We start from the raw sequence: 12,594 nt of genomic DNA on the forward strand, positions 1-12,594 counted from the left end.
TTGAGGAATTTTTGGCAATCCGGCGACATAAAGATTGTGAGTTGCAACATTGTCACTAGACAGTCACATGGCTCGGCGATATGAATGTCGGGTACCCGACGTTTTCAGAAATCATCTGCAGGGAGAAAAGCTCTCCGGGAAGAGCGATCCAATTCAGACACTGCATGAGTGAATTGCGAGTCTGGCTGACCGGTGGCCAACGCCGGTTTCATGATTCATGCCGATGCTCGCGTACGGAGTTGGGGGAGTTGTTCATCGCCGGCATCGAGCCGCCATCGCGGCGGTGGAGTTGAGGAGAGATATGAACTCTAGGCAGCCACTCCCCTGAGGCGGTAGGACGATTGCGAACCCGTGTGGTACTTTTTCCCAGCCCGGACGCCAACGCGACAGGGCTGCATCCAGGCCACGAACGCGTTCGGTGGGCCATCGCACATTCCTTTTCGGTGCCCGGAATGACGCAAGCACGCAACGTTCGGATCGAACTGGTGGACGGCACCGCAGCAGCACGGAACTCCGGCATCAACCGGTTTGCTTCGATGTCCTGCGCACTGCCCCGGCCGGAGGTGACGACCTTCGCCTCCTGCGGGTGAGGCCTTTAGCTTGCGCTGCGCGACGAGTGCGCGCATCCTCGCGGCGGACATTTCGCGGATCTCGGACCTCGGAGGACGGGGAAACTTCTTCATGCTGCAAATGATTGATGCGCGGCCGCATCGGGGTCCAATACTGTTTTCCTGACAAGGCATACGACCAACGTATGGCAGAACCAGACTTCAGAACGCTCCGCTACTTCGTCGCCGTCGCCGAGGAACGCAGCGTCGGAAAAGCGGCACGCCGGCTCAACATGGCCCAACCGCCGCTGTCGGTTCACATCAGGAATCTGGAAGCGGCGGTGGGCACGCCCCTGTTTCGCAGGGCGGCGCGCGGCATGGAAATCACCGACGCCGGGAACGCGCTCTTCCAGCGTGCGAAGGAAGCGCTGCTCCTTGCCCATGAAGGATTCGACGCCGCACGGGCCATCGGGTCGGGCCGAAGGGGCCGGCTCACGGTCGGAACCATGGTCGTCCTGTCCTACCTGGTGCTCCCTCGCCTGGAAAACATGCTTCGAACGACGTTGCCGGACGTGGAGATCCAGTATGTGGAGCTGAACGCCATCAACAACGTCTCGGCCGTCACCGACTCGGACGTGTCCGTGGCGATCTGTATTCCACCCATCGCCCATGCAGGCATTGCGGTCGAATGCATCGGAACCCAGCCGTTGATGCTGGCCGTGCGTGCGGATTCGCCCTTGGCCCGGACGTCCAGCATTCCGCTGGAGCGGCTTTCTGCCATGCCCCTCATCGGGCTCCCTGCCCCCGGGGGGGACGTCGACAAATCCGTCATCGCCTCGATGCTTCGGCGGCACGATGTCAGCATGCCGATTGCGCAACGGGTCGGGACCACGGTGTCGGCGCTGGCGCTCGTCCTGGCGGGCAAGGGCGTGGCCATCCTGCCTGCATGCGCCCGGATCGGCCGGCCTCCGGGCGTGGTGTTCAGGCCCTTGCGGAACGCCGATGCAAAGATGGACGTCGCCGCCTGTTGGCGCAGCGATTGGGACAGCCCTCTCATCGAGCCGTTCCTGGCGTGCGCGCGCGCGCGTCCCTGCGACAGGCGGCTTAGCAGGCTGCTGAAATACCTCACGCCAAAGGCTGGGCCGGTTGGCAGCGCTGCCGGCGCCACCCCCACTTCCGGACTCACTCTGCCTGGATCCCCGCCTCCTTGACCACCCTGCCCCACTTGGCGAGGTCGGACTTGATCAGCGCGGCGTACTCCTGTGGCGTTCCGCCCTGTACCTCTATGCCGGCAGCCTCCAGCTTCGCCCGCACATCGGGCAGCTTCAGTGCCGCGTTGATCTCGGCATTCAGCTTGGCGACGATCGCCTTGGGCGTGCCGGCCGGCGCCAGGAACCCGCCATTCGTATTGGCGTCGTAGCCCTTGAATCCTTGTTCGTCCGCGGTCGGCACGTCGGGCAGCAACTTTGTCCGCTTGCGCGTCGACACAGCAACGGCCCGCGCATTGCCGGCCTTCACCTGCGGCAGGATGGCACTGATGGTGTCGATGAAGAGCGCGGTACGTCCGGCCAACAGATCCGGGTGCGCGGCGGATGAGCCCTTGTAGGGAACCAGCAGCATCTGCGCACCGCTCGCCATGCGGAACATCTCGGCCGCCATTTCCTGCGCACTGCCGCGGCCGGAGGTGGCGACCTTGGCCTCGTCCGGATGGGCCTTCATCCAGGCCACGAACTCGGGCAGCGTCCTGGCGGGAAGCTGCGGGTAGATGGCGAACACCAGCGGAACCTCGTGCGTGTAGACGATGGGCTCGAAGCTTTTTTCCGGATCCCAGCCGAGGTTCTTGAACAGGAACTTGTTGGTGTTGTGGCTGCCGCCCACGATGCCGATCGTGTAGCCGTCGGGCACCGACTTCGCGAGGACGTCCGTGCCGAGGTTGTTGGATGCGCCGGGCCGGTTGTCGACGATCACCGGTTGCCCCATCGACACCGCGATCTTGTCTCCGACGACACGGGCGATCGTGTCGATCGCGCCGCCCGGCGGGGCGGGCACGATGATCTTGATGGCGCGGGCCGGGTAAGCCGCCTCGGCCGATGCGAGGGTCGCCGCCGCGGCGAGCGACGCCGAGACTGCAAGGAACTTGATCAGGGATGTGAGCTGCATGGTTGTCTCCTCTTCAGGGTGGTTCTGCTGTCTTGAAAGCCGGCTTGTCGATGCCGGCGGCAACTGCGCCGCGAACGCAGGGGCTCAGGTGGTCAGGCTCATCGCCGGACGCTCGCCTGCCAGGGCCTGTGCAATGCTGGCCAGCACCATCTCGGCCATGGCGGTGCGGGTCTCCCAGGTGGCGCTGGCGCGGTGGGCCTGCAGGGTCACGTTGTCGGACTGGCGCAGCGTCAGCGGCACATGTGGTTCGTCGACGAACACGTCCAGGCCCGCACCCGCGATCCGGCCAGCGGCCAGCGCTTGTGTCAGGTCGGCTTCGTTGACGAGCCGGCCGCGGGCGACGTTGACCAGGAAGCCGCGCGGTCCGAGTGCGTCGAGCACGGCCGCGCCGACGATTCCTTCGGCCTGGTCCGCGGCCGCGCACAGCACCAGCGCGTCCGACTCGCGCGCCAGGTCCACCAGGCTCGGTATGAAGCGGTGCGCGACGTCGTCCATGGCGCGCAAGTCGGTGTAGCGGATGGGGCAACCGAAGGCGGCCGCTCGCACGGCGACGGCGCGGCCCACCCGGCCCATTCCGACAATGCCGACGCGCATGCCGCTGAACCGCCGGGCGAGCGGAATGGCGCTGGGCTGGGGATGAAGCTCCCACTGGCCGTCTCGCACGAAACGGTCGCCGGCACACAGGTTTCGGCAAGCCGCAATCAACAAGCCGATGGCCAGATCGGCCACGTCTTCCGTCAGCGCGCCCAGTGTGGCGGTGACGGGCAGGCCGCGGCCCCGGCAGTACGCCAGGTCCACGGCGTCGGTGCCGACGCCATTGACGGCCACCACCTTCAGGCTGGGCAACTGATCCAGCATCGCCCGCGAAATGCCGGTGTGCCCGCCGGTGATCACGGCGTCGATCGACGCGCCATGTTCACGCAGCCAGGCCTGCGGATCGGCCAGTTCGAAGTGCTTGTGCACGACGTAGAGCGACGCGAGCTTGTCGTTGATCGCCGGGATCAGGATCGGATTGAGTTGGAGGACTTGGGGTTTCATATCGCTGTTCGTTCACACGGTGGCCGGGAGGCCGAGCTGTTCGAGGGGAGCTCTCCACGAACTGGGTGCATGCTATTAATAGATTGACATATTGGTCAATATTGATATATTTAATCAATGTAAATAGACCCGACCGATGCGACCATGGCTTCCTGGATTTCAATGAACGAGGCATGCAAGCTTCTGGGCGTGCAGGCTCAGACGATCTACGCGTACGTGAGCCGCGGCAAGCTGGAAGTCATGACCGACCCGGCCGACACGCGTCGCAGGCTGTACCGCGCCGAGGACGTTGCCGGCCTGGCCAAACGCAAACAGGCCGGCCGCAAGCACGAGACGCTGGCCACGAACACCCTGTTCGGGTCGGAGCCCAGCATTCCGACGGCCCTTTGCGCGTTCTCTCGCGGGCGGCCGTACTACCGGGGGCGGGATGCCGTGCACATGGCCCGAACGGCCACGCTGGAAGATGCGGCGCAACTGTTGTGGGGCGCCGAGCGCGCCGTCGATTTCTCTTGCTCGACGCCCATGCGCCCCGGCAAGCCCGGGCGAGACGCGGCCTTCGCCGCCTTGGCCAGCCTGGCGGCCGCCGGGCATTCCACCGGCGGACGCCTGACCCGCGTGCTGCATGCCGAGGGCCAGGGCCTGGTGGGTCAGGTGGCCAACGCGTTCGGCGCCTCGCCAGGACACGAACCGCTGCATCTGCGCTTTGCGAAAGGATGGAAGCAAACTTCCAAGGTCGCTGATCTGCTGCGAACGGCCTTGGTGCTGCTGGCCGATCACGAGCTGACCAGCTCGGCCTTTGTCGCGCGCATTGCCGCTTCGACAGGCGCCTCGTTGCCGGCCTGCCTGCTGGCCGGATTGACCACCCTCTCCGGCCCCTTGCATGGCGATGCCTCAGGCCGCGTCCGGGCGCTGTTCAGCGAGGTGGAGCGGCTGGGTGAGGACCAGGTGCTGGCCCATTACCTGTCGAACGGCTTGTCGCCGGCAGGATTCGGCCACCATCTCTATCCCGACGGCGATCCGCGGGCGGCCGCATTGCTGGCCTTGTTCGAGCCTCCCAAGGTGATCGCGCGCTTCATCGGAAAGGTGACGAAGCTGACCGGCTTGCAGCCCAACATCGACGTTGCCCTGGCCGCCCTGGTCGCCCACCATCGGCTTCCTGCCGATGCGGCCTTTGGCCTGTTCGCAACGGCGCGCAGCGTCGGGCTGTTGGCGCACAGCCTGGAGCAACTGGGCGTGGCGCAAGTCATCCGCCCGCGCGGGCGCTATGTGGGCCCGATGCCCGAACCGCACGACCAGGGCCCCTGAATACGCTGCGGCGTCCTTTTTCCGCAGGGCCGAAAATGCGGCTGACGGCCATGTCCCGTCATCGAGGTCGTGTCAGTCGAGGGTCATCCTCTGCACTCAAGGAGAACACATCCATGGCTACCAACACCGTCCGTCTGCACCGCGTGCTGCGCGCTCCACCGGAGCGGATCTACCGCTCCTTCGTCGAGCCCGGCGCTTTCGAGCGCTGGCTGCCACCCTTCGGGTTTACCGGCAAAGTGCATGGCATGGAGCCCGTGGTCGGCGGCGCCTGGCGCATGTCCTTCACCAACTTTGGCAGCGGCCAGAGCCACTCGTTCGGCGGGAAGTACCTGGAACTTGTGCCCGGCCAGCGCATTGCGTACGACGCGACGTTCGACGACCCGAACCTGCCGGGCACCATGAAGACCACCGTGACGCTGACCCCGGTGTCCTGCGGCACCGACATGTCCATCGTGCAGGAAGGCATCCCCGATGTGATTCCTGTCGAGATGTGCTACCTGGGCTGGCAGGAGTCGCTTGTCGCGTTGGCCCAGTTGGTCGAGCCGGATATTCCGGGTTGAGGAGTCCGCTTTCAGGAACTGGGCGTCTTTGCAGGCCAGGGTTCAGATGCTTTCCATCGTCATTGCGCTCATAGCGACGGTCGTCCTGCTCGTCTGGATGGGGTTTTTCATGATGGGCTCGCTGCCACTGCTGGTGCTCAAGCACGACACCCCGCTGGACTCGCGCTTTATCCGGGGCCTGTTCAACGTCTATTACGTTGCCGTGGCACTGACGGCGAGCGCTGCAGCACTCAGCTTTGCCTGGTCCGGCAAGCCTGCATTCGCCTTTGGCATGGCCTTCATCGCAACCTTGGCGTACGCGCTGCGCCGCTGGATCATCATCCCGCGCATGGACGTCTTGCGTCACACGATTCCGGCCACTGACGCTTCGATTTTCCAGTTCCGCCGGCTTCACATCGCGGGGATGATGCTCAACGTGGCGCAGCTGGGTACTGTGGCCTGGGCCTTAACGCAGTTAGCCCTGTAACTCGCACAGAATGCTCAGACCGCGACTCCCTCGCCCAAGGCAATAGAGCTGCAACCTCCAAACCCAAGCAAGGAGACCCGCATGAGAAAGCTCAAAATCATGGAACACATCTCGCTGGACGGCGTGATTCAAACCTCTGGCGAAGACGGATTCCCCTGCGCGGACTGGACCGTGCCCTATCGGACCCCCGCCGGCCGGGATGAACTGCTCGCCGCGCATGGCGGGCGCTTCGATCTGCTGCTCGGCCGTCGCACCTACGACATGTGGTCGGACTTCTGGCCAAAGGCACCGAGCAGCCCGATGGCGGACAGCTTGAATGCGGCGACCAAATATGTCGTGACCCGCCGTCCGGAAAGTCTCGAATGGGGTCCGTTCGAGGGCCTGGGACCGGGCATCGTCGAGGGCGTTCGCCGCATCAAGTCGCAGGCTGGCCCGAACTTGATCCTCTGGGGTAGCTCCACGCTGACATCGACGCTGCTCGAACATGGGCTTGCGGATGAAGTCCTGCTGGTCGTCTATCCGGTCCTGCTGGGCACCGGGAAGCGCTTCTTCGCGGAGGGAACCCCACCACGCTCCTTCGATCTCGTCACCACGAAAGCAATGCCGTCCGGCATCATCCTCAGTGCATACAAGGTCGCCGGGCCGCCTGTTCATTCCAAGTAGTCAATGAACTGCGGGATCACCTCTCGCAGGAAGCGGATTTCCTCTGTGGGAATGCTGCGCGACTCCAAGTCGAAATGGATGAAGGTGCCATAGGGCGTACCGCATCCTCGCGTCAGCAGCCGGCCGTAGTACGACTCGACCATGCCGGCATAAGGTCGGTTCGTCAGGCGCTGATCCTCGGAGGCATGGCTGGTCACGAACTCACCGTGCTCGAGCGCGTACTGGCAGAAGCTCTTGCCCAGGGGCACCACCTTCAGCCAGGTGCGGTATTCAGAGTCGCGGTCGAAGGCATGCGCCGCGCGCATCACGTCGCCGTTCAATTTGTAGATCGCCGTGAACCGATAGGACGTCCTGTCGTTGAGCAAGGCCAGCGCCGGAACGATCCCGCGGCTGGCAAGAAGGCTGCGAACGGCCGCAGCGGGCGCTGGCAAGTCGACGTCGAGCATGGGTACCTTGGTTGGGGCGTGGGCGCGAATCTTACGCAATTCTTACCGTGCTCCGGAACGGGGTTTGACCCTCATCTTGTCAACGCAAACCCTTAGAGTGCCCCGCGCGTCTCGCGGCTCTGCACCTTCGACCGGCCGGACGCTTCGGAAGGGCGCGCAGGGCCGGAGGAACCGACGTGCTTGCGTGCGTGCAACGCTCTTGTTGCCGGGTCGCTGTAGTGGTGTTAGTCTCCGGCCCCCAAAGATTAACCTTCGCGCTGCGGCCAACGGCCAATCGCACGAGAGACCCATGAAGCAGTTCCTGACCACGCAAGACGCATTGATGACCCGCACCGTTGCGGCGATTTCGCTGCGCCCTTTTTGCGCCGAATTGCTTTCCTAGAGCCTTTTTCATACCTGGAGGCTCGGCCTCCTGAGTTTCACAAGACCCGGTAGGCCTCGAGCCACCGGGTTTTTTGTTTTTTGCTTGTTCAGTTGGAGATTTGGACATGAGCCCCGAACGAGAACCTCTTTTTTCCGCCGCACGCGCTGCCAGCGCAGTGCTGTGCGTCAACTCCGTGGAGTGGTTCGTGTAGAGCCTCCAGGCCCTCGTGCGCCTGGAGGTCCATCCTTCAGGCAAGAAAGCCTGTCGGGTGGTCCATCCCCGCAGGCTTTTTTTTCGCCCGCATGGCGGGCACCGCGAGTTTGGCGCGCGCGCCGACAACCCGCCGACTCTTTCGCCTGGCCAGCGAATCGAGCCGGTTTTTTACTCTCAAACTGGAGAAAACCATGATGAACAACAAGGTTCATGTGAACGTCGGAACCATCGGTCACGTCGACCACGGCAAGACGACGCTGACGGCTGCTCTTACCTTCGTGCAGGCCGCGCGTTTTGGCGGCGATGCGCTGTCCTATGGGCAGATCGACAACGCGAAGGAAGAGCGCGAGCGCGGCATCACGATCAATACCTCGCACGTCGAGTACGAGTCGGACTGCCGCCACTACGCACACATCGACTGCCCGGGACATGCCGACTACATCAAGAACATGATCACCGGCGCCTCGCAGATGGACGGCGCGATCCTGCTGGTGGACGGCACCGAAGGCGCCGCACGGCAGACCATCGAGCATGTGCTGCTGGCGCGCCAGGTGAATGTCGGCCACATGGTGGTGTTCGTGAACAAGATGGACCTCGTTGCCGGGAGCGACCGTGCGGAGATCGAGCAGCTGATCGAAATGGAGATCGGCGCGCTGCTGGCTGCGCACGGATACCACGATGCCCGCTTCGTTTTCGGCAGCGCGCTGAAGGCCTTGGCCGCCGCCGAACGCGGCGACCTCGAAGGGCCCGACGTGCAATGCATCGTCGAGCTCGTGAACGCGTTGGACTCGCGCATTCCTGATCCGGTGCGCGACTACGACGCGCCGTTCATGATGCCTGTCGAGGGCGTGCACACCATCGCGGGCCGCGGCACCGTGGTCAGCGGCCGTGTCGAGCGCGGTGTGATCCGCGTCGGTGACAGCCTGGAGATCGTCGGGCTCAGCTCGGACGGCGACGAGAAGGTGGTCGTCACCGGCGTGCAGTCCTTCCACAAGGACGTCGCCGAGGCACGGGCCGGCATGAACGTCGGCCTGCTGCTGCGCGGGGTCAAGCGCGATGCTGTCGTGCGAGGCCAGGTTGTCGTGAAGCCCGGTGCGCTGAAGCCGTACCGGACGGGGCGTGCACAGATCTTCGTCCTCAGCAAGGACGAAGGTGGTCGCCATACCCCGTTCGGTTCCGGCTACCAGCCGCAGTTCTTCTTCGGCACGACCGACGTGACGGGTGTCATTCGCGTCGACACCGAGACCGGTGTGGTCGAGCCCGGCGCGCAGGCGCAGATCAGCTTCGAGCTGAACAAGCCTGTGGCCATCGAGAACGGCATGCGGTTCGCAATGCGCGAAGGCGGCAAGACCGTCGGCGCAGGCATCGTGACCGAGGTGCTCGGCTGAAGGGCTGATGCCGCACTTGCCCCTGTCGTCTGCTTGTCAGGCGGCAGGGGCTTTTTTTGACCCAAACGCAACCCCGCGGCAGGCGGCCAGCCACGTCGACGAACTACGTCCTCATCGCTGGCGGGGCAGCTGGCTCAATCGGTCTTGTTCTTAACCGGCCCCGAGAGCGACTTTTCGTATGGGCAGATCATCTCCTTTGACGGCGGATGGACCTCTGGCAGCACAATGTGAGCCTGGCGGTCACGCCCGCCACCCCGTCAACTTGCAACAATCTTTTCAGGACTGATGTCGATGATCTACGAACTACGCGTCTATACCGCAATGCCTGGCCGGCTACCCGACGTTCTTGCCAGATTTCGCGATCACACCGCGGGCATCTGGAACCGGCTGGAAATTCGTCAACTCGGATATTGGACGACTGCAGTCGGACCTGACAGCAACGCGCTTACCTACATGCTTGTCTGGGAGAGCCTGGCCGATCGCGAGGTCAAGTGGGGCAAGTTTGTCGTCGATCCCGAATGGGTCGAGGTCAGAAAGGCGAGCGAGGCAGCCGGACCGATTGTTGCGAAGATGGACAACTCGTTCTTGGCGCCAACCTCTTTCTCGCCTGCGAAATAGTCTCTTCCGCGGCGGACGACGCGTTGGCTCAAGCTTCGGGGCACGCGAGGTGATCCAAGCCAAGCGATGTGCCGCCCCTAGGAGCGGCGCGCAGTGCCTTCCCTTAGCCGAGTTGCTCGGCAAGCCCGACGATGATGCCCTCGGGCCCGCGAATATAGGCAAGCCGGTACGACTCCCCGTACTGCATCTGGCCAATGAGTTCTGCGCCATGGGCCTGCATCCGCGCAACGACAGCATCGATGCCATCGACGGCAAACATGATGCGACGAAGACCCAAAGCGTTCACCGGCGCATCCACGGGCCCGAACCGGACTGCATTCGGCGTGTGGAATTTGTCCAGTTCAATTCCCTGCCCATCGGGAGTCCGCAGCATCGCGAGGGTGGCTCGGACGTCTCCAAGCCCTATGAGGCTCCCGACAGAAGGCCCTTCAACCGTGGTTTGGCCCTCAAGCTCGAGGCCCAACTCGACAAAGAACGCCTTCACCGCTTCGAGATCGTCGACAACTATCAGGACGTTGTCCATTCGCTTGACTGTCATGTCCTTCGGTCCCTCTTTCAACGGTGTCGCGTATCTGGGGGAATTAGCGTCCAGGTCGAGCCGGGCGGATGCCTTTACCGAGGAAACAGCCTGCCCGAGAGCAGCCCTTGGCGACTGGCTGCTTCTGGCCGCATTCTGCCTATGGCCACTGCGCCGCTGCTGCGTAATGCCCGTACGGTGTAGCGCCCCAACTGAGAATCAAACTTGCCGCGCACGCTCCAGCCGTGCCCGATTCAACTCGCTCAGGTAGGAGCCCGGCGCCTGCTCCAGCTCTCCACCAGGTCCCAGTACGCCGATGAGTGGGCCTTCCACGACAACTTGCAGGCCGGCTGGCAGGGCAAAGAACTTCACTAAGTCCGGACGGTCAATGCCGAGTTGGTAGAGCGATGTCTTCGTGAATCGGCCGGGATCATGTGCACCTTGCGAGTCAGCAAGGTCAGTGAACCACCAACCCGAATCCTCTTCCAGAGGATGCGTGCGGGTCAGAAGTACCCGCGTAGCATTTTTGTAGTCCACATGTACAACGACGCTTTGCCGCAGAGACGGGAAATCCGGCTCGACCCGAGGCAGCAAGCTCTGGACAACATCCTTCTGGTTGCGCATGTGCATCAGGGTGCGGTCTACGGAATCAATGAACCGCACCGGGACAACAGTCATATCGGGCTCCATCACCCGTAGGAATCCGTCGTTTGTCTCTTCAAGAGTTGTGTACATCCAGCCGACCTGCAGACTCTCACCGGGTTGAAACTTCTCACCTGCAGCCACGCGTTCCTCAAAGAACTGCAAGAACCACGCGATGTCCTGATCGGGGATGGCCATGCTCGATACGCGAATCTGGAATTCAGGATGTCCGAAACGGCGACAGGCCGTCGTTGCGTGAACCTCTTCACGCGCGACTTCAGGCGATGCCTTCTTCGTGATGAATGCGGAGAACAATGAGCGCAGCGACATCGGTGTTGAGGTAGTGGTGGTATGTGGCTTATGCCGATGATGGACGCATCATTTCAGATGCCAACTCGGTTTGCTCGCGTGACGTACGAGGAAAAATTGAGAGTGCTGAATGTCTGCAACTGGCCGGGTGCTGCCGACTATTCACTGAGCGTCCTCAAGGGCTTCGATGTATGGCAAGACTGTCGGATGGGCCCGAACCCACTGCTCGCCCAAGTACGCCGATACCGAGCTTGAGCCGATGACGCTCTCGAGAGACCCGAACTTCGATGCGGCCTGCAGAAGGCCGTGCGCTGCATGCATCACGTTCTCGCTTGTGGCCGACTCCGGCTCACCGGCCTCGAAGCCCCACTCCTTTTGAATTGCCGCGATGAGCTTGCCGGCGGCGGCCTCGAGAGGTGATCGTGAGCGTGTCATAGGCGCAAATCTAACCTACCGGCGAAGGTGGTCTCGGCCGACTGCAGCCGTCGCCGAAAGGGAGTTCGGAGCTCAAACGTGAGCTACGAAGCCCTCGCCATCAATCGCAGATTCTGCACGGCCGCGCCCGCGGCACCTTTGCCCAGATTGTCGAGAACCGCGCCCAAGACGATCTGGCCTGTGCGTTCATTGCATGCAACGGCCAGACTCATGTCGTTGGAGCCGTTGTGGACTTGCGGGTCCAGTTCGGTCATCGGCACGGCAGACGACATCGGCAGCACGCGCACATGCGCCGCATCGCGGTATCGTTCCGCAAGGCATTCGTGGATGCGCACGCCCGAAACATCAGAGGGAAGCATTCGCGCGTGCAATCCGATGGTGAGCACGATGCCCTGCCGATAGCTGCCATAGGCCGGCACGAAGATGGGCCGCTCCGCCAAGCCGGCGTAGGCCTCGATTTCCGGCACGTGCTTGTGCTCGAGTGCAAGGCCATAGACCTTCAGCGAATGCGCCCCTGCGCCCCCAGCTCCGGCCTCGTATGCTTCCGCCCCCGCCCTGCCCTGACCCGAATAGCCTGAGACGGCATGGATGACAAGCGGATAGTCGGCGGGCAACAGGCCCGCATCCGTCAACGGTCGCAGCAGGGCGACCGCGGCGGTGGGATAGCAGCCCGGATTCGTGACCCGCGGTGCCGAGGCGATACGTTCGCCTTGCCGTGCATCGAGCTCCGGCAAACCGTAGACCCAACCCGAGCTGGTGCGGTGGGCCGAGCTGGCATCGATGACACGCACGGCAGGGTTATCGATCATCGCCACCGCATCGCGCGCCGCGGCATCGGGCAGGCAAAGGATTGCGATGTCGCATTCGTTGAGAGCGGCCCGGCGGGCAGCCGCATCCTTGCGCAGGCTTGTCGGCAATGTGC

General features: G+C 63.4%; 14 protein-coding genes. 7 read left to right on the top strand and 7 right to left on the bottom strand.

Features of this window, described 5'->3' with window-relative positions; all coding sequences use genetic code 11:
* Positions 1–754 precede the first annotated feature (754 nt).
* On the top strand, positions 755–1,759 hold the full coding sequence (locus tag AC1DXX_RS22105; protein WP_478136356.1) for a LysR family transcriptional regulator: 1,005 nt from the start codon (positions 755–757) through the stop codon (positions 1,757–1,759).
* Here the strand turns inward: AC1DXX_RS22105 and AC1DXX_RS22110 are convergent.
* Together AC1DXX_RS22110 and AC1DXX_RS22115 are read right to left on the bottom strand one after the other, a co-directional pair.
* On the bottom strand, positions 1,731–2,708 hold the full coding sequence (locus AC1DXX_RS22110; protein ID WP_478136357.1) for a Bug family tripartite tricarboxylate transporter substrate binding protein: 978 nt from the start codon (positions 2,706–2,708) through the stop codon (positions 1,731–1,733). The two genes, AC1DXX_RS22105 and AC1DXX_RS22110, sit on opposite strands and share 29 nt — an antisense overlap.
* A gap of 84 nt (positions 2,709–2,792) precedes the next feature.
* Entirely contained in the window at positions 2,793–3,746 is a 954-nt protein-coding gene (locus tag AC1DXX_RS22115) for a 2-hydroxyacid dehydrogenase (protein ID WP_478136358.1), read from the bottom strand.
* Between the two features lie 144 nt (positions 3,747–3,890).
* Between AC1DXX_RS22115 and AC1DXX_RS22120 the strand changes: the two genes are divergently transcribed.
* From AC1DXX_RS22120 to AC1DXX_RS22135, 4 genes are all read left to right on the top strand, one after another.
* Positions 3,891–5,051: a citrate synthase gene (locus AC1DXX_RS22120; protein WP_478136359.1), complete on the top strand. Its 1,161-nt coding sequence runs from the start codon at positions 3,891–3,893 to the stop codon at positions 5,049–5,051.
* Between the two features lie 113 nt (positions 5,052–5,164).
* Positions 5,165–5,611 carry an SRPBCC family protein gene (locus AC1DXX_RS22125; RefSeq protein ID WP_478136360.1) on the top strand — a complete coding sequence of 149 codons (447 nt, stop codon included), beginning with the start codon at positions 5,165–5,167 and terminating at the stop codon, positions 5,609–5,611.
* A 46-nt stretch (positions 5,612–5,657) separates the two neighbouring features.
* Positions 5,658–6,077 (top strand): hypothetical protein, encoded by a 420-nt coding sequence (locus AC1DXX_RS22130; RefSeq protein ID WP_478136361.1) that lies wholly within the window; start codon positions 5,658–5,660, stop codon positions 6,075–6,077.
* An 81-nt stretch (positions 6,078–6,158) separates the two neighbouring features.
* Positions 6,159–6,740, top strand: a complete 582-nt coding sequence (locus tag AC1DXX_RS22135; protein ID WP_478136362.1) for a dihydrofolate reductase family protein — start codon at positions 6,159–6,161, stop codon at positions 6,738–6,740.
* On the opposite strand, the gene AC1DXX_RS22140 is transcribed toward AC1DXX_RS22135, so the two are convergent.
* Complete coding sequence (locus AC1DXX_RS22140; RefSeq protein ID WP_478136363.1) at positions 6,728–7,186, bottom strand: hypothetical protein; 459 nt, start codon at positions 7,184–7,186, stop codon at positions 6,728–6,730. The two genes, AC1DXX_RS22135 and AC1DXX_RS22140, sit on opposite strands and share 13 nt — an antisense overlap.
* A 768-nt stretch (positions 7,187–7,954) precedes the next feature.
* Here AC1DXX_RS22140 and tuf point away from each other — a divergent pair.
* Complete coding sequence (tuf, locus tag AC1DXX_RS22145; RefSeq protein WP_478136364.1) at positions 7,955–9,151, top strand: elongation factor Tu; 1,197 nt, start codon at positions 7,955–7,957, stop codon at positions 9,149–9,151.
* Between the two features lie 291 nt (positions 9,152–9,442).
* The gene (locus AC1DXX_RS22150; RefSeq protein ID WP_478136365.1) at positions 9,443–9,769 is read left to right on the top strand and encodes an NIPSNAP family protein; all 327 of its coding nucleotides are present in this window, start codon (positions 9,443–9,445) and stop codon (positions 9,767–9,769) included.
* Between the two features lie 103 nt (positions 9,770–9,872).
* Here AC1DXX_RS22150 and AC1DXX_RS22155 read toward each other — a convergent pair whose 3' ends face one another.
* From AC1DXX_RS22155 to argC, 4 genes are all read right to left on the bottom strand, one after another.
* A complete protein-coding gene (locus AC1DXX_RS22155) occupies positions 9,873–10,307 on the bottom strand; it encodes a VOC family protein (RefSeq protein ID WP_478136366.1) in 435 nt (144 codons plus the stop codon).
* 198 nt (positions 10,308–10,505) lie between these two features.
* Positions 10,506–11,258 (bottom strand): immunity protein Imm33 domain-containing protein, encoded by a 753-nt coding sequence (locus AC1DXX_RS22160; protein ID WP_478136367.1) that lies wholly within the window; start codon positions 11,256–11,258, stop codon positions 10,506–10,508.
* Positions 11,259–11,399: 141 nt separating this feature from the next.
* Entirely contained in the window at positions 11,400–11,672 is a 273-nt protein-coding gene (locus tag AC1DXX_RS22165; RefSeq protein ID WP_478136368.1) for a hypothetical protein, read from the bottom strand.
* Between the two features lie 83 nt (positions 11,673–11,755).
* On the bottom strand, positions 11,756–12,594 hold an 839-nt coding region (gene argC / locus AC1DXX_RS22170), incomplete at its 5' end, for an N-acetyl-gamma-glutamyl-phosphate reductase (protein ID WP_478136369.1).

The sequence above is a fragment of the Variovorax sp. P4_B10 genome (assembly GCF_056402375.1).

Excerpts from the sequence above, each read along its gene's own strand:
- AC1DXX_RS22165 (WP_478136368.1), bottom strand. The coding sequence starts at position 11,672 with ATGACACGCTCACGATCACCTCTCGAGGCCGCCGCCGGCAAGCTCATC.
- AC1DXX_RS22105 (WP_478136356.1), top strand. The coding sequence starts at position 755 with ATGGCAGAACCAGACTTCAGAACGCTCCGCTACTTCGTCGCCGTCGCC.
- AC1DXX_RS22150 (WP_478136365.1), top strand. The coding sequence starts at position 9,443 with ATGATCTACGAACTACGCGTCTATACCGCAATGCCTGGCCGGCTACCC.
- AC1DXX_RS22135 (WP_478136362.1), top strand. The coding sequence starts at position 6,159 with ATGAGAAAGCTCAAAATCATGGAACACATCTCGCTGGACGGCGTGATT.
- AC1DXX_RS22120 (WP_478136359.1), top strand. The coding sequence starts at position 3,891 with ATGGCTTCCTGGATTTCAATGAACGAGGCATGCAAGCTTCTGGGCGTG.
- AC1DXX_RS22110 (WP_478136357.1), bottom strand. The coding sequence starts at position 2,708 with ATGCAGCTCACATCCCTGATCAAGTTCCTTGCAGTCTCGGCGTCGCTC.
- AC1DXX_RS22140 (WP_478136363.1), bottom strand. The coding sequence starts at position 7,186 with ATGCTCGACGTCGACTTGCCAGCGCCCGCTGCGGCCGTTCGCAGCCTT.
- AC1DXX_RS22115 (WP_478136358.1), bottom strand. The coding sequence starts at position 3,746 with ATGAAACCCCAAGTCCTCCAACTCAATCCGATCCTGATCCCGGCGATC.
- AC1DXX_RS22160 (WP_478136367.1), bottom strand. The coding sequence starts at position 11,258 with ATGTCGCTGCGCTCATTGTTCTCCGCATTCATCACGAAGAAGGCATCG.
- tuf (WP_478136364.1), top strand. The coding sequence starts at position 7,955 with ATGATGAACAACAAGGTTCATGTGAACGTCGGAACCATCGGTCACGTC.
- AC1DXX_RS22130 (WP_478136361.1), top strand. The coding sequence starts at position 5,658 with ATGCTTTCCATCGTCATTGCGCTCATAGCGACGGTCGTCCTGCTCGTC.
- AC1DXX_RS22155 (WP_478136366.1), bottom strand. The coding sequence starts at position 10,307 with ATGACAGTCAAGCGAATGGACAACGTCCTGATAGTTGTCGACGATCTC.
- AC1DXX_RS22125 (WP_478136360.1), top strand. The coding sequence starts at position 5,165 with ATGGCTACCAACACCGTCCGTCTGCACCGCGTGCTGCGCGCTCCACCG.